General features: G+C 62.6%; 13 protein-coding genes, 1 tRNA gene and 1 pseudogene. 11 read left to right on the forward strand and 4 right to left on the reverse strand.

Annotation, left to right across the window (positions count from 1 at the left end; all coding sequences use genetic code 11):
• Position 1: 1 nt before the first annotated feature.
• Together ACFO3E_RS13900 and ACFO3E_RS13905 are read right to left on the reverse strand one after the other, a co-directional pair.
• Positions 2–871 carry a tetratricopeptide repeat protein gene (locus ACFO3E_RS13900; RefSeq protein ID WP_066526028.1) on the reverse strand — a complete coding sequence of 290 codons (870 nt, stop codon included), beginning with the start codon at positions 869–871 and terminating at the stop codon, positions 2–4.
• Positions 871–1,626: an alpha/beta fold hydrolase gene (locus ACFO3E_RS13905; protein WP_066526026.1), complete on the reverse strand. Its 756-nt coding sequence runs from the start codon at positions 1,624–1,626 to the stop codon at positions 871–873. The genes ACFO3E_RS13900 and ACFO3E_RS13905 overlap by 1 nt, the downstream gene beginning before the upstream one ends.
• A gap of 144 nt (positions 1,627–1,770) precedes the next feature.
• Here ACFO3E_RS13905 and ACFO3E_RS13910 point away from each other — a divergent pair.
• The 5 genes from ACFO3E_RS13910 (at position 1,771) to ACFO3E_RS13930 (ending at position 4,293) form a co-directional block, all read left to right on the forward strand.
• A tRNA-Leu gene (locus ACFO3E_RS13910) sits at positions 1,771–1,857 on the forward strand.
• Positions 1,858–2,136: 279 nt separating this feature from the next.
• On the forward strand, positions 2,137–2,427 hold the full coding sequence (locus tag ACFO3E_RS13915; protein WP_380805440.1) for an Arm DNA-binding domain-containing protein: 291 nt from the start codon (positions 2,137–2,139) through the stop codon (positions 2,425–2,427).
• A complete protein-coding gene (locus ACFO3E_RS13920) occupies positions 2,387–2,830 on the forward strand; it encodes a tyrosine-type recombinase/integrase (RefSeq protein ID WP_335676092.1) in 444 nt (147 codons plus the stop codon). Before ACFO3E_RS13915 ends, ACFO3E_RS13920 begins: the two co-directional genes overlap by 41 nt.
• On the forward strand, positions 2,733–2,939 hold the full coding sequence (locus tag ACFO3E_RS13925; protein WP_335676074.1) for a hypothetical protein: 207 nt from the start codon (positions 2,733–2,735) through the stop codon (positions 2,937–2,939). The genes ACFO3E_RS13920 and ACFO3E_RS13925 overlap by 98 nt, the downstream gene beginning before the upstream one ends.
• A 466-nt stretch (positions 2,940–3,405) precedes the next feature.
• Positions 3,406–4,293, forward strand: coding sequence for an MlaA family lipoprotein (locus tag ACFO3E_RS13930; RefSeq protein WP_380805442.1), 888 nt, complete (start codon positions 3,406–3,408; stop codon positions 4,291–4,293).
• 72 nt (positions 4,294–4,365) lie between these two features.
• Here the strand turns inward: ACFO3E_RS13930 and yaaA are convergent, their stop codons facing one another.
• Complete coding sequence (yaaA, locus tag ACFO3E_RS13935) at positions 4,366–5,118, reverse strand: peroxide stress protein YaaA (protein ID WP_380805529.1); 753 nt, start codon at positions 5,116–5,118, stop codon at positions 4,366–4,368.
• A gap of 541 nt (positions 5,119–5,659) precedes the next feature.
• On the opposite strand from yaaA, the gene ACFO3E_RS13940 reads away from it, so the two are divergent.
• Positions 5,660–7,180, forward strand: coding sequence for a GH39 family glycosyl hydrolase (locus ACFO3E_RS13940; RefSeq protein ID WP_066526017.1), 1,521 nt, complete (start codon positions 5,660–5,662; stop codon positions 7,178–7,180).
• A 73-nt stretch (positions 7,181–7,253) separates the two neighbouring features.
• Positions 7,254–7,613, forward strand: a pseudogene (locus ACFO3E_RS13945) (IS110 family transposase); the annotation flags it as partial.
• A gap of 184 nt (positions 7,614–7,797) precedes the next feature.
• On the opposite strand, the gene ACFO3E_RS13950 reads toward ACFO3E_RS13945, so the two are convergent.
• A complete protein-coding gene (locus ACFO3E_RS13950; protein WP_082919570.1) occupies positions 7,798–8,421 on the reverse strand; it encodes a TetR/AcrR family transcriptional regulator C-terminal domain-containing protein in 624 nt (207 codons plus the stop codon).
• Between the two features lie 158 nt (positions 8,422–8,579).
• Between ACFO3E_RS13950 and ACFO3E_RS13955 the strand changes: the two genes are divergently transcribed.
• The 4 genes from ACFO3E_RS13955 to ACFO3E_RS13970 all read left to right on the forward strand — a co-directional run bounded on the left by ACFO3E_RS13955 (position 8,580) and on the right by ACFO3E_RS13970 (position 15,890).
• Positions 8,580–10,394, forward strand: a complete 1,815-nt coding sequence (locus ACFO3E_RS13955; protein ID WP_225870513.1) for an FAD-binding protein — start codon at positions 8,580–8,582, stop codon at positions 10,392–10,394.
• Positions 10,395–10,792: 398 nt separating this feature from the next.
• The gene (locus ACFO3E_RS13960; protein WP_197486246.1) at positions 10,793–13,342 is read left to right on the forward strand and encodes a glycoside hydrolase family 2 TIM barrel-domain containing protein; all 2,550 of its coding nucleotides are present in this window, start codon (positions 10,793–10,795) and stop codon (positions 13,340–13,342) included.
• Between the two features lie 192 nt (positions 13,343–13,534).
• Positions 13,535–14,551 (forward strand): glycoside hydrolase family 3 protein, encoded by a 1,017-nt coding sequence (locus ACFO3E_RS13965; protein ID WP_197486245.1) that lies wholly within the window; start codon positions 13,535–13,537, stop codon positions 14,549–14,551.
• Positions 14,532–15,890 (forward strand): glycoside hydrolase family 3 C-terminal domain-containing protein, encoded by a 1,359-nt coding sequence (locus tag ACFO3E_RS13970; RefSeq protein ID WP_380805531.1) that lies wholly within the window; start codon positions 14,532–14,534, stop codon positions 15,888–15,890. The genes ACFO3E_RS13965 and ACFO3E_RS13970 overlap by 20 nt, the downstream gene beginning before the upstream one ends.
• Positions 15,891–15,902 lie beyond the last annotated feature (12 nt).

The following is a 15,902-nucleotide window of genomic DNA, read 5'->3' on the forward strand; positions in this document are numbered from 1 at the left end:
ATCACCTCGGCGGCGGGGTTGCGGCAGGCAGGCGGGTGAGATTGTCGGCAGCCGCCTTCCCCGCAGAGGACTGGGGCGCCAGCTTCACGGCGCGCTGCCAGGCCGAACGGGCGATATCGGCATGATCGGTGAGGACGGCGATATTGCCCTCCTCCAGCGCGACGGATGCGTCATCGGGCGACAACTGCACCGCGCGCGCGATGTGCGCCTGGGCAAGCTTCAATTCTCCCGATCGGCGGGCCAGCGTGGCGGACAAGAGCCAGGCAAGCGGGTCCTGCGGCGCTTGCGTCAGCGCGACATCAAGGGATTCGCGAGCGGCCTTGGCGTCGCCGAGGGCGACCAAGGCGCGGGCGCGATCAAGATGGGTCTCGCCCTTTTCAATGCCATCGGGCAGACCTCGCGCCAGCGCCGCGTCGAAGCCGCTGCGCGCCTTCGCCGGGTCGCCAGCCGCCAGGGCGGCGTTACCGGCCTGTGCCCAAAGGCGTGCGCTCTGGGCCATCTCCCCGCCCCGTTCGGCTTCATCCGCAGCCTGTTCGAAGGCGACGATAGCGGGCGCCCACCGCTCGGCACGGGCATAGGCGAAGCCCATGCAATGGCGGGCGTAGAAGCCGCCCCCCTCCAGCCGCCATTTTTGCGCGAAAGCGATGCCCTGGTCGGGAGATTCCAGCGCTTGGTCAAGGCACGCCTGAAACGGCTTGGCGAATTTTTCCGGGACAGGAATACGGCCGTCCGCGGCGGCAGGCTGCGCGGATGGCGGAGTGGAGGGCGCGACGGGCGCGGCTCTCGCCCTTTTCGGGCGGTTCAGGACTGCTTCCGTTTCCGGATCGTAGGCTTGCGGGGTCAGGAGGAGGAGCGAGAGGAAGAAAGGCATCAGAGCGTGTCCAAAAGGCTGCCGAGCGTGCCGATCAGCAGCGCAATATCCCCGTCGCGAGACAGGCGGTGGTCGCCGTCCTTAATCAGCAGTGTCTGCACATCATATGAACGCAGCCGCTGGGCCAGCCGCAGCGCGGTCTGCCAGGGGACGTCGCGATCCTCCTGCCCCTGAAGCAGGCGCACGGGGCAGTCGATCGCAATCTCGCCGCCGAGCAGGCGCAGCGATTGGCCGGACTGCCAGAAGGCGAGCGTCGTCACCAAAGGATCGTCGCCATAGGGCGTGGGCTCCAGGAGCCGTCCCTCCGTCGCAAGCAGCGCCTTGTCCGCGTCGCTGAAGCCCCATTCCGTGAAATCCGGCGCAGCGGCGATGCCGACGACCCCCGCCACGCGATCGGGCCTGGCGCGCGCAATCAGCAAGGCAAGCCAGCCGCCCATGGACGATCCGACAAGCAGCAAGGGCCCTTGCGTCAGCGCATCTATCAGCAGCAGCGCGTCGTCGCGCCAACTGGCGAGCGTGCCATCTTCGAACCGGCCCTCGCTGGCGCCGTTGCCTGCATAGTCGAGGCGCAGCATGGCCCGGCCGGTCTTCGCCGCCCAGGCATCGATAGCCACCGCCTTCCCACCTTCCATGTCGGACATATATCCGGGCAGAAAGACGATCGTCGGCCCCGCGCCCGCGCGGTGGCGATAGGCGAGCCGGACGCCATCGGGACGGGCGAACAGCGCGGGCGGCGCGGCTTGGAAAGGGGCCATGGCTTTTCTCCATTGGAAGAAGGATGCGTCCTGCTTCGCGCCAATAGAAGCTGGTTCGCAGAAAACCAGAAAGGAAGCAAAATAATGGTATGGGCGAGATTGACAGGGTGAAGGGCAAAGGCTAATCGCGCCGTCCTACCCCGTGCCCAGATGGCGGAATTGGTAGACGCACCAGCTTCAGGTGCTGGCGATCGCAAGGTCGTGGAGGTTCGAGTCCTCTTCTGGGCACCATTTGTTCTTCCGGCGAAATCCGCAGAGCTCGAAAAAACCGCTGAATTCAGCGGTTTTTTTATATCTCGTGTGCGCTGGTTTCCGCTCGTGAATTTGAGAATTCGGGGTACCTGAGGGTATCTTCGCGGGTATCGGCCGGCATGGCCACAGGAGATACCCTCCTGGCACTTTCATCCCTTGCGCTCAAAAAGCGAAGCCTCGCGAGAAGCCCTACACGCTCGCAGAGGGGGCACGGACTCTATCTTCTGATTACTCCTCAAGGGGGGGCGCTACTGGCGCATGAATTACCGTTTCGAGGGCAAGGCCACGACAATGGCGATGGGAGTGTTCCCATTGATCACCCTAGCGGTAGCGCGAGAGAAACGAGAAGCAACCCGCAAGCTGCTGGCGGCCGGCTCGGACCCGACAGCAACGCGCAAGGAGGCTGAGGCGCGCGAACCGTTTGAAGCAACCACCGGTTTTCGTACGGTGGCCGAAGAGTGGCTGGCAAAACGAGAGCGCGAGACGGTTGAGAAGCGTCTGTGGCAGGGTGTTTCGCTACGCAATCGCCACCGGGCGGGTAGAGCATGACCTATCGGCCAAGCTGCGAGATGCGCTGACTACCCCTAAGGGCAAGCATTTGGCCGCCATCACCAACAGTCAGCAGGTCGGACCGCTCATGCGGGCGATCGAGGCCTTTGACGGCCATGCGGTCCCACGGGCAGCTCTGCGACTTGCGCCTCATGTTTTCGTCCGCCCCGGCGAGCTACGTCACGCCGAATGGGCCAAGATCGATTTCGACAAGGCGTTGTGGTGCATCCCGGCGGAAAAGATGAAAAATGCGCCGACCCCATCGCGTACCGTTGTCGAGGCAGTCGCTGGCAATCCTTGCTTCCATTCAGAAGGTCACTGGGGCAGGGAAGTTTGTATTTCCCGGCTTCCAGTCTATGAAGCGCCCGATGTCCGAGAACGCTTTGAACGGAGCGCTGCGTAGACTGGGCCACTCTGGCGACGAGATGACAAGTCACAGCTTTCGAGCCAGGGCGAGCACCCTGCTCAACGAATGGGTAAATGGCATCCGGACGCTGTTGAACGCCGATTAGCACATGCTGAAGCCGACGCGGTTCGGCGGGCCTATGCCCCGGGGAGAGTATTGCGAAGAACGTGTAGCGATGATGCAAGCATGGTCCGATTATCTCGATGACCTAGCCCGCAACCCACGTACTTAAGCCTGAAGAGCATAGCCGTACAAAGTTGATGGTTGATGGTTGCCGATGCTGTTGAGAGGGTTGGCTGGCACTGGAGCAGACGGGAATGTGACGCCCAAGGCGATATCGCACTTAACCTCTGAAGATGAGTGACCAGCCGGTACCGTCCGCTGCGCACCTCACCGTCATGATTTGAAGCATCAGCAAGCCCGGTCCTAACGGAAAATCAGCTCTATTGACGGGGCGCGACGTCGCATTTAGCGGCGCAGGCGCAGACCACTTGAAGAGTAGGTCCGAAATGCAATTTGAACGTGAAGGCCTGGCCGCGTGTGGCGATTGGCCGTTGCAAAAGGACGGGACTATGCTGCTACCGGGCCTGGCCGCGGGAATGTTGATGATGGGTGCGCAGGCGGCGAGGCTGGATGCACCGGCACCCGAACTTTCGCCACTGGTGGATGTGGCAAGCGCCAGAGCCGCTTTGGGTATAGCCGTAGCTCCTCCTTCGGCGAACGGCGCGGACGACCAGATCCATGACATCGTCGTGACCGGCGCAGAACGGGCTCCGCCTGGAGACCCGTTTGAAAATCTTAATGCGAAAAGCTTCGAGGCGGTTCAGTCCGTGGACAGAGCAGTGGTCGAGCCAGTGGCGAAAGCCTATAATAAGGGCCTGCCCAAGCCAGTCCGCAAAAGCTTTCGCAACTTCTTCGCCAACTTGCAGGAACCGGTGGTCTTCGCGGCTTATATGCTGCAGCTGAAGCCCGGCAAGGCAATGGAAACAGCCGGGCGCTTCACCATCAACTCGACGCTAGGCGTCGCTGGGCTGTTCGAAATGGCAAAGCGCAAGCCCTTTTTCCTGCGCTATCGTCCCAACGGTCTGGCCAATGTGCTGGGCTATTATGGCGTTGGACCAGGTCCCTACATGTATCTGCCGATCGTTGGACCGACTACTTTGCGGGATATCATCGGCGACACCGTGGACAAGATGGCAGTGCCTTTCCTGATCGGAAAGCCATTCACTAAACCAGCCTATGTCATTCCGGCGACGATCCTCAACCAGCTTGGCGAGCGTGCCGCCTTTGACGACACCGTCCAGCAGATCCGCAAGGAAGATGATCCCTATGCTGCCTATCGCGACTTGTATCTGGAGCAGCGCAAGGCTGAGATCGAGGCGCTCCATGGACGCACCAGCGGTGATGTGTCACCGGTTTACGGGCGACGGATGGGAGAAGATGACGCAGCCCGGCAGTAGCCGTCAAAGGCTTCATTCCCGAGGCTGATCGAATTTCGGCACCGAGGTGCAGGTAGTCAGTTCGTACACTGCTCAGGACCGGATGAAACGCCAATGCACAGCGTCGCTCTCAGCCGGGTCGAACCGATATTCGTCACTGTCGAAGCCGCGCATGGCCTCAACGTCGGTTATGTGGTGTTCACACATCCACCGCGCCATCATGCCCCGCGCCTTCTTCGCATTGAAGCTCACGAAACGAGGCCCGTTGGCACCCGGCTCGCGAAAATCAACGTGGATCACGCGCAGGCCCTCGAGCCTGCCTTCGACAGCCGCGAAATATTCTTGGCTGGCCAGATTGAGCACGACACCCGCTCCCTCTTCCGCGACCTGCGCCCGCAGCAGCGCGGCAATTCGATCGCCCCACCAGTCGGTCAGCTTTCTGTGGCGGGGCGCCCACCGGGTTCCCATTTCCAGACGATAGGGTCGAATGACGTCAAGAGGCCGGAGTAACCCATACAGCCCCGATAGCATCCGCACATGATCCTGTGCAAAAGCGACGCCGGCCTCGTCGAGCGTGTCAACCTCGAAGCCGGTATATACGTCACCGGCAAAAGCATAGAGCGCCTGCCTTTGAGGTAAATCGGAGAAATCACGAAAGCGGTCGGCATTGAGTTTCGCGAGGCGCGGCGAAATATGCATCAGCTCTGCAAGCCGCTTCTGCGACAGATTTGCCGCCGAACGGGCGAGGCTGCACGCCTCCTCCGCAAAATGCGGCGCAGTAACCGTCAGGGGCGGCAACGCACGCTCGAAGTCGAGCGTCTTCGCTGGAGATAGCAGAACGATCATAGCTTCGGCGGTAGCTGCGGCTCCACCGGGGGTCAAACCATCGATCTTGTTTCCCGACACAGAACATATACCGGTGGCGAGCAAATGGCCCAAATGGGACCGTCGGACACAGACAGAAAACGACAAGAGTTGGCCGGAGGCGAATGTCCGGTTCGGAGGCGGGATTTGAGGAAAGCTGCCGGTCGCCCGGCGTCGGCTCTCGACCAGCTTCCGCCGTTCCGGTGCCATTGTGGGAATGGCGGCAACGCTACAACCGGTCGTTCGAGAGTCTGGCAGCTGCCAGACAGCGAGGCACCCAGTGCGGACCATTTCATACCGACAGCCAGCTATCCTCATACTGCGGCGCGAAGCCGCTTGTTTGTCTCGCCAGCCCTGCTACTATCGAACGATATAGTATCATTAAAGTTTGCGCGGAGGGGGGCGTCTTAGTGTCGGCAATCGACCGCTTTATCATGAGAAAATTGTCAGTGAACGAGATGCAGGCGGCAATTAGCCGTGCATATCTCTCTGTAATCCCCGACACAGCTAGAGAAGGCTAAATATGAACCGCAGGGATTTCGTGGCAGGAGCTGGCGCCGCCCTAACTCTGGGTACAGCCACGCGTGGGATCGCGCAGGCCGTGGCCGCGCCTGAAATTCTCCGCGTCACCATAGGCTCCGCTATTGCCGGCCCGCTGAAGCACATTTGGAATGCGGTTGGTAGCGATCGTGCGGCCATAACGATGCGAGAAAGCTGGCGCCGAGACATCGATCAGGCTCGCAAAGAAATTGATCTAAACTATGTTCGTTTCCATGGGATCTTAAACGACGAACTCGGCGTATATGTCTCGACGCTACAGCGGAGCAGCGCCCGTACTCCCAATTTCAAGAATGTCGCCGAGGTGTACGACGGGCTGGTAGAACGTGACCTGTCCCCAATCATCGAGCTGAGCTTTATGCCGAAAAAGCTAGCCGCGGGGTCGAGCGTTTTCGGCTACTACCGTGGCATCAACACACCGCCCACCAGCTACGAAGATTGGGGCAAATTCATTGGTGATTTCGCCCGCTTCCTGGTGGAACGCTATGGGATCGAGAAAGTCGCTCGATGGCCGATCGAGGTCTGGAACGAGCCAAATTTAGCACCCTGGTTCTGGTCGGGCACGCAGGCCGACTATTTCAAGCTTTACAAGTCGGCTGCCGTCGCAGTGAAGGGCATCGACCAGAGGCTGCAGGTGGGCGGCCCGGCGACCTCAGCGACATCCTGGATTCCTGAGTTCCTCGCCTTCTGCAAGGCGGAGAATGCGCCGGTCGATTTTGTCTCCACTCACGTCTATCCGGGCGACGCACAGAAAGAACTTTTCGGGTCAGACCTGAAACTGTCGGTTAACGACGTAGTGCCGGAGGCTGTGCGGCGCGCCCGAGCGAAGGTTCGAGCCAGCGCCTTTCCCAACTTGCCACTCTATATTGACGAATGGGCATCGGACTCCCCGGCGATGATCGCTCATGTGCTGGCGAACGTTCTGGGCGAGGCAGACATGATGTCGCACTGGACGCTCAGCGGCACGTACGAGGAACTCGGACCGACCGATTATCTTCTGCAGGATGGTGCGATGGGGTTCGGGATGATGAACCGCGGTATCCCCCGACCCAATTACAACACCTACCGGCTATTGCATGCGCTCGGCGACCAGCGGCTCGTCGCGAACGGACCGACGCTCGCCTCACGGCGCCGAGACGGCCGCTTGGCGGCACTGGTGTGGAATCTCGCGGAAACATCACAACCTGCAGGTATTCCAGGCGCCAATCCCGCCCGTACGGTCGTCGGCTCTGCGAAACGCATGGTCGTCAGCCTACCCGATTTGAAGCCTGGACAGGCCATCAAGGTGCGATATGTCGATCAGGAACGCGGTTCCTTTGTGTCGGCATGGCACGCCATGGGGTCTCCCAAGTTACCCACGCTTGCACAGATTGCGACCCTGCGCCGGGCGAGCGAAATCGCTCCCGCCCAGACAGTACGCCTCGGGCCGAAGCGCGAGTTGCAGTTCGATCTCCCAGCAGAAGGGGTTGCCCTGATCGAGAGCTGATCGTTTATGGAATGGCCCGCCCCACCTCTCCGGCATCTGATAGGATGCCGGTGCTAACAGAGAGGAGCGAGCCATGACCATTGTGATGATCGGCATCGACTTAGGCAAGAACAGCTGCAGCGTCGCGGCGTTGGACGAACGGGGCGCGGTGGTGCTGCGTCGACGAATGCGATCGGCGGGTATCGTGAGTTTTGCGTCGAAATATGCGCCATGCGCGGTCGCAATGGAGGCGTGCTGTGGCGCCCATTATCTCGGCCGCCTGTTGCTCGCCCAAGGTCACACGGTCAAGCTCATGCCGCCCGAGTATGTGCGCCCTTACGTCAAAGCGCAGAAGAACGACGACCGTGACGCGGAGGCAATCCCGGAAGCCGCGACCCGACCAACGATGCGGTTCGTCGAGTTGAAGAGCGAGGAGCAGCTGGACATTCAATCGCATGCCCTGATAAGCGGCGATCACGACAGGGAAAGTTCTTTGGGAAACTTCTCCTTGCTTGGAGTCCGCAATCGCGACGGCGCAGATCAGGGGCGCTTAGCGAACATGGCAAGGCGACCAGAACCCGCCCTGGAGGGAATCGCCGCCAACTCAGCGTTGCAGCTCTCGACGAGCGCAAATTAGGTCAATTGGAAGACCGCAAACCGTCCATGAAGATATCGACCGCGTCGGTCACCCAGTTGCGCCGCGCGTCCGCCGGCATGTCGTCCGCGCCGGCGATGGCCGCCCGGAGTGGAGAACTCAGAACCATGTCCTGCAACATCAGCATCGCCCGGCGCGGATCGGTGCACCGCACTTCGCCCGCTGCGGCGGCCTCGGCGATGATCGCCAGCATCCGTTCTCGTCCGGGGAAAGTCGAATCTTCATCGGCCAAGCGCGCAAGCTCGGGAAATCGCTTGGCCTCGCCCATGATGATGCTGAACATCATCACCATCTTGGGATCGAGCATGGCATCCAAGGCTTGCGCGGCCACCTCGATCAGCTTGTCTCGCACCGGCGCGCCTCGGCTCGGTTCGGCTGAGAAGCGCTCCCTAAGCAGGGCGTTGCTCACCTCGATGAACAGCCGCTCCTTGCTGCCGAAGCGCGCGAACACGGTTTGCTTGCTTGTGCCAGCGGCTGCCGCGATCGCTTGAATGCTCGCCTTGCTGAAGCCGAACTTAAGGAAAGCCGCCTCGGCAGCAGCGAGGATAGTACCCCCCAATCTCGCCGTTTCCGCGGCTTCCGGCCGCCCCCCCCTTCGAGACCTCATGGATTTTCACCGCTTCTCATTGTCCGGGCTGCGCCTCATGTCACTTTCGCTCGCCGTGCGATAGCGGACAAACAACAACTTGACCATACGTCAAGTTTAAGTTTACGAAGCAGCGAGAGGCGCGGATCGACAGCCCTGATCCACATGGGAGACATGCATTGGACTACACCGAGAAAACGGCAGCGACACACTTGCCGGTTGATCCGTGGCACCTGCGCCCGCCTGCTCCGGTTCCCCTTGCCGGTCAGCCGATCAGCCAGTGGGGCCTCGCCATCGATGCGCCGCTTCGGCTCGACGACCCGGAGCGGCATGCCTGGGACGACGAAGCCGACATGATCGTCGTGGGCCTGGGCGGCGCGGGGGTCGCGGCCGCGCTCGACGGCCTTGGACGAGGCCTGTCCGTCATCGCGCTCGACTTGTATGAAGGCGGTGGCTCCACCGCGGCCAATGGCGGCGTCTATTATGCCGGAGGGGGCACATCGATCCAGCAGGAAGCTGGCGTGGAGGACGATCCGGCGAGCATGGAAGAGTACCTGCGCTTCGAAGTCGGCAATGTGGTCTCGGCCGAGACCTTGCGCGATTTCTGCCAGTCCAGCGCCGAGACCTTCGAATGGCTCCGGCAGCACGGCGCGCCGTTCAGCGCCACGCTCTATGCCAAGAAAACCAGCTACCCGCCGCTCGACAAGTTCCTCTACCACCCCGACAGCAGCTTGGCCGGCCCGTTCCGCGATCTCACCCGGCCGGCGGCCCGGGGGCATCGGACGGTCCACCGCAACGGCAAGAACCCGTTCGGTCTCGGCGTGGGCATCTACGCACCGCTGAAAGCAGCGGCGCTGGCGCGAGGTCTGAAATTTCATACGCATTCCGACGTTCGCCAAGTGGCGGTCGATGCCGACGGCCGGGTCATCGGCGTCCGGGCCGAGCGGCTCGCCGATCCCGTCGTTCGCGAGCGCCACTCGCGGCTCATCGCCAAGGCGAACAAGTGGATGACCATGCTACCCTCGACTCTGCCCGGCGCGCAGCTGACCGTCGCGATCGGCTATCGCTACCTCGCCAAGGCAGAAGCGCTCGCGGCCGACGCGCGCACCAGCCTGTGGCTGCGTGCCCGAAAGGGGGTCGTCCTGAGCGCGGGGGGCTTCATCTGCAACCCCGAGATGGTCCGGCACTTCGCCCCGCATTGCTCGGCCGGCCTGCCCAACGGCACTCTGGGTGACAATGGCAGCGGCATCATGCTGGGCGTCTCGGCCGGCGGGCAGACCGGCCTGATGGAGCGCGTGTCCGGATGGCGCTTTCTCTCGCCGCCGCACGCCTGGGGCCGGGCCATGGTGGTGGACGGAGAAGGCCGGCGCTACCTCAACGAGACCTGGTACGGCGCCCGCATCGGTGACGAGATGCTCGAGCGGCATGATGGCCGGGCCTATATCATCATGGACCGTAAGCTATGGCGGCAAGCCTTGAAGGACGCCTTCGGCGAAGGCGTGCTGAGCTTCCAACGCGACATCACCTTGGTGAATTGCCTGGTCGGCGCGACCAAGGCGGCCACGCCGGCGGACCTCGCGGCCAAGATGGGCTTCTCGCGGGAGGTATTCGCAAGTTCGCTGGACAAGTACAATCGCGCCGCGCGCGGGGACATCGCAGACCCATTCCACAAGGCGCCCGACGAGATGGCCGAACTGACCACCGGTCCGTTCTACGCAGTCGATGCCTCCACCGACGCGCGCCTGTTCCCGCTCTCCTGCATGACGGTCGGCGGCCTGCTCGTGGACGAGGCGACCGGCGCGGTCAAAGGGCTGTCTGGCGGACCCGTTCCCGGCCTCTATGCTGCGGGGCGCAGCGCGGTCGGCATCTGCTCCAACCTCTACGTCAGCGGTCTCAGCTTCGCCGACTGCATCTATTCGGGTCGCCGGGCGGCCAAGGCGATTGCCGCAGCAGGAATCTATGCCTCAGGCCCTCACGTTGCGAGCCTATCTTGATCCCAAGAACTCAGACCTCAGCCTGTGATGCGTCGGTGACGGCGGCGGGTCCGCTCAAGCAAACTGCGGCGCAGGTGCGCTGCCAACCGAGTTTGGACCGCTCGGGCCAAGAGTTTCTGCCTGGAGCGGGTCCAACAGGCTGGTTGCCCTGCTTGGGTTTGCATGCATTGTCGTTGGATGTTCCTGATCACCATGTTCACGCATTCGCTGCACAGTTTGCTAGTGAACACCTCGATGAATGCATTGTTGATCGGCTTGCCGCTTTCAGGTTGGCCTAGACGCTTATTGCTACTGCAATAATTCCCTAATTGCACGGCGTCGTTCGTTATTGTAGGAGTTAATTCGGCCGCCGGTCAATAAGTACAGGTGGCAGACCCTGGATGATCGGGAGAGAGGCTTTGGTCCTGGAAAAGACATTTTCGCGGCGGACGTCGCTCAAGATCGGCAGTGCCATGACCTTGTGGGCGATGGCCCCGGTGCGCGCGATCGCGGCAGTTCCGGAGACAGCATTGGCTGATCGACGTGATCAGCCGCTGTCGCTCGGCTGGCGCTTTTATCGCGGCGACGGCAGCGACTACGCGTCCAAATCCTTCGACGACGCCAAGTGGCGAACAGTCGATCTGCCCCATGATTGGAGCATCGAGGACCTCGATTCCTCAGACATAAAGGTCAGTTCGACCATATTGCCTTTCGATACAGCGCCCTTGTGGGAATCCGCAAAGGGCGTGCCCAAGTCGGTGGGGCCGTTCGACGGCGGACGCGCCCTCATGGGCGCGACGAGCCGGTCGGGCGGCGCGCGCGACACGGGGTTCACCGTCGGTGGCGTCGGCTGGTATCGCAAGAGCCTGCGCCTGCCCGCCTTGCCACAGGATGCGCGCGTCGAATTGATGTTCGACGGCGTTTATATGGATGCGGAGGTCTGGCTGAATGGTGTCAGCCTGGGCCGGCACATTCATGGTTACACGCCCTTTTCCTTCGACCTCACGCCGCACCTCGATCCGTCGGGTAATAATGTCTTGGCGGTGCGGGTCGCCAATTTGGGCCACAACAGCCGCTGGTATTCAGGATCGGGCATTCACCGGCATGTCAGGTTGAACGTGACGCGCAGCCTGCGCTTTGCGCTCTGGGGCATTGCGGTTGCGACGCCGCGAGTTTCCGCGTCCTCTGCCACCATGCAGGTCCGCGCGCGTGTCGAAGGCGTGGCGCCCGGCGCGATGTTGCAGGTCGAGATCAAGGATGCGCGGGGCCGCAGCGTCGCGCGGCAGGAAGTGGCGGCAGCCGCCGAAAGCCAGCTGACGATCGAGCTTCCCCGCCCTGCCCTGTGGTCGCCGGAAAATCCCAGTCTTTACAGCGCCGAATGCAGGCTGGACATTAACGGCCAGCAGATGGACAAGTTGGCAGTGCCGTTCGGCATCCGGTCTGTCGAGGTCGATGCCGAGCATGGCCTACGGATCAACGGGGTTGCGGTCAAATTGCGTGGCGGATGTGTCCATCATGACAATGGCCATCTGGGCGCGGCCGCGATCGACCGGGCAGAGGAGCGCAAGGTCGAGTTGATGCTGGCGCGCGGCTATAATGCGGTGCGTACGTCCCACAATCCGCCATCCCCCGCTTTCCTTGACGCGTGCGACCGGCTGGGCATGCTGGTGATGTCAGAGCCCTTCGATTGCTGGAACGTGGGCAAGAACCCCGATGATTATGCGCTGTATTTCAAGGATCATTGGCGGGAAGACCTCCGTGCGACGGTCGCGCGCGACGGCAATCACCCCAGCATCATCATGTGGAGCATCGGCAACGAGATCCCCGAAACCGGATCGCCCGAAGGCGTCAAGACCGCCCGGATGCTGACCACAGAATTGCGCCGCCTGGACAATACAAGGCCGATCACGCAGGCGATCAACACGCCGAACGGACCCGATGTGGTGCGGGCGGATGGCAAGCCCGATCAGGCCGGGACCCAGTTCCTCGATGTCGCCGGCTATAATTACAGGCCGAAAAGCTATGAACCGGACCATGCGCGTTTCCCGCATCGGGTGTTCGTCGGCACGGAAAGCTTCCCCAAGGATATCGATGCGATCTGGCGGAGGACCGAACGCCACCCCTGGCTGATCGGCGACTTCGTGTGGACCGCGATGGACTATCTCGGCGAAGCAGGCATCGGACGGGGTGAATTGTCCACCCCCGATTTCTCCGGCGCCAAATATCCGTGGTTCGGCGCCAATTGCGGCGACATCGACCTTATCGGCCAGCAAAAGCCACAGTCACTGCTGCGCGACGTGATCTGGGGCCTCAGCACGGTTGAAATGACGGTGCAGCGCCCGCTCCAAGCAGATGCCAGGGAAAAGATAACGCCGTGGGGCTGGCGCGATGAGCTGCAAAGTTGGACATGGCCCGGCGCGGAAGGGCGGCCGGTGAACGTGTCGATCTACACCCGCGGCGACAGAGTCGAACTCCTGCTGAACGGCAGGCGGGTGGCAGAGAAGGCATTGACCGAGAACGACGGATCGGTCGCGCAATTCGATGTGCCATTTGCGCCGGGACGCCTTGTCGCCCGCGCTTTCCGGAACGGTCGCAAGATCGGCGAACGGGCGCTGGAAACGGTAGGCGCGCCCAACGCGCTGCGACTGAAAGCGGATCGCATGAAGCTGCGTGCGGATCGCAACGACCTGGCCTTTGTAACGGTGGAGGTCGTGGATGCGGCCGGGCGGCTGGTGCCCGACGCTGCCCATGTCCTGACCAGCCAGTGCAAGGGTCCGGCGGAACTGGTGGGCTTCGGCAACGCCAATCCGCGCGGGGTCGCCAGTTTCCAGCAGCCTGTCGCCAAAAGCTGGCATGGGCGCGCGCTGCTGATCCTGCGGCCCACTGGCGAAGCGGGACGAACCCTGGTCAGGATCGAAAGCGAAGGCTTGAAGCCCGCGATGCTGTCGCTGGACATGATATCCACGTAACCATACCGTCGCATGGATTCTGCTCGAGGTGGCGGCCATAATTCACAACTTCATCGCAAGTGAAGCATCGCCCGCGATACAAGTTATCGCGAACTACTCTTTGCTTGTGAGAAGCTGAGGCCCCCCACGGTACAACCTCATCAGCTTTGAACGGGCGCGTATGAATTAACGATCTGGAATGGAGAGGCCTGCATGAAAGTTTCGCGGCGAACATTGCTGGGATCGGCGACCGCCAGCGCCCTGATGGCAACCCCGGTTATGGCCGCATCCCAGCCGGATTATAAGAATCCCCGCCTTGCGACCGATCGGCGCGTCAAGGACCTCCTCTCCCGCATGACGCTGGAGGAGAAAGTCGCGCAGCTCCAGTGCGCCTGGTTCGGCAAAGGCAAGCTGCTGGATCCCGCAACGGGCAAATTCTCAGCCGAGAAGGCGAAGATCGCGCTTCCCAATGGCATCGGCCAGATCGGGCGCCCCTCCGACAAGGCCGGCACGAACAAGTTCGCCACCGAGCGCTTCCGGAACCCTGACGACGCCGTCGCCCTCATCAACGACATGCAGCGCTTCGCGGTGGAACAGACCCGTCTCGGAATTCCGTTGCTGTTTCACGAGGAGACGGCCCACGGCCTTGCGGTCAAGGGCGCGACCATGTTGCCGACGCCCACGGGGCTGGGCAGTACCTGGGACCCGGATCTGGTGGAGCAGGGCTTTGCGCTCGTTGGGCGGCAGGCGCGGCTCCGCGGCATCACCGTCGGTCTTAGTCCGGTGCTCGACCTGCTGCGTGATCCGCGCTGGGGTCGCAGCGAGGAGTTTTTTGGGGAAGACCCGTTTCATGTCGGGGAGATGGGCGCGGCCGCCGTCCGCGGCCTTCAGGGGCCGAGCCGGCCGATCGCGCCGGACCGCGTCTTCGCCGTGCTCAAGCATTTCGTCCATGGCACGCCGCAAAATGGCCTGAACGTCGGCCCATCCGACATGTCGGAGCGAACGCTGCGTCAAGTCTATCTGCCGCCCTTTCAGCGCGCGGTCCGCGACGCCCACGCCGCCATCGTAATGCCGTCCTATAACGAGGTTGCCGGCGTCCCGGCGCATGGCAATGCGGACCTTCTCCAGCGGACGGGGCAGGGGCTGCTCGGTTTCAGCGGGGCCTATTTCAGCGACTATAACGGCGTGTCGGAACGCGACCGTGCACAAGATGGCGGCGAACACTGGTGAAGCGGCGGTGCTGGCGATCCGGTCCGACGTCGATGTCGACCTGCCGGAAGGCGCCAGCTATGCCCGTCTTCCTGCGATGCTGCGCGAGGGCAAGGTGGATGAGGCGACCATCGACGCGGCGGTATCGCGCGTCCTCACCCTCAAGTTCGAGGCAGGGTTGTTCGAGCATCCCTATGCTGATCCAGCCAGGGCCGCCCGGGTGCTCAACGACCCGGCGGGTCCGGTGCTGGCGCGCCGGCTGGCCGAGCGAAGCCTCGTCCTCCTCAAGAATGACGGGATATTGCCGCTCGACCCGAAGCGCGCGACGCGCATCGCCCTGATCGGTCCCAATTCGCGCGAGGCGCTGCGCGGCGGATATTCCGGCGAACCCACCCATGCAGTCGGCATCCTCGAGGGGCTGCGCGCCGGCGCGGGCAAGAGCGTCGTGATCGAACAGACCGACGGCGTGTGGATCAACATGCCGGGCGTCGGCGCGCCCGAAACCGTGCCCATCCGGCCTGTCCCCGCCGCCGACAACCAGCGCCGCATCGCGGAGGCGGTGGCGCTCGCCCGCCGGTCCGACATCGTCATCCTGTGCGTCGGCGATACCGAGGCGACCACGCGAGAGGCGGTCGTGCCTATGCTGCCGGGTGACCGCAGAACGCTCAACCTCTTCGGCGATCAGGATGCGCTGGTGAAGGCGGTGCTGGACTGCGGCAAGCCGGTCGTCGGAATACTCATCAACGGTCGTCCGCTCATCGTCGACGAACTGGCGAAAGGGGCGAGCGCGCTGATGGTCGCCTGGTATCCAGGCGAGCAGGGCGGTCAGGCCATTGCGGACGGACTGTTCGGACGGGTGAACCCCGGCGGCAAGCTGCCCGTCACCTTTCCCGCATCCGTCGGTGAACTGCCGGACTGGTATAACCACCAGCCTTCGGCGGACAAAGTGCCCTATATCGAGGGCAAGCGGACCCCGGCGTTCCCGTTCGGCTTCGGCCTCAGCTACACCAGCTTCGACATATCGGAGCCTCGTTTGGCGAAATCGAGCATCGGCCAGATGGAGACCGTGCGGGTCGAGGTGGACGTGACCAATAGTGGCGGTCGCGACGGGGACGAAGTGGTGCAGATCTATGTTCGCGACATGGTGGCGTCAGTGCCCCGCCCCGTACTTGAGCTCAAGGCCTTCCGCCGCGTGACATTGCGCAAGGGGGAGCGGCGCACCGTCAGCTTTGATCTCACCCCCGATGCGTTTGCTTTCTGGGACAAGGGAATGAATTGGCGCGTGGAGCCGGGTGAGTTCACAATCTTCGCAGGCAACAGTTCTGCGAACCTCAAGAACGCAAGATTAACTGTTGCTTAGCCCGCAGATTGA

The organism is Sphingobium tyrosinilyticum (genome assembly GCF_042654265.1).
Classification (GTDB): domain Bacteria; phylum Pseudomonadota; class Alphaproteobacteria; order Sphingomonadales; family Sphingomonadaceae; genus Sphingobium; species Sphingobium tyrosinilyticum.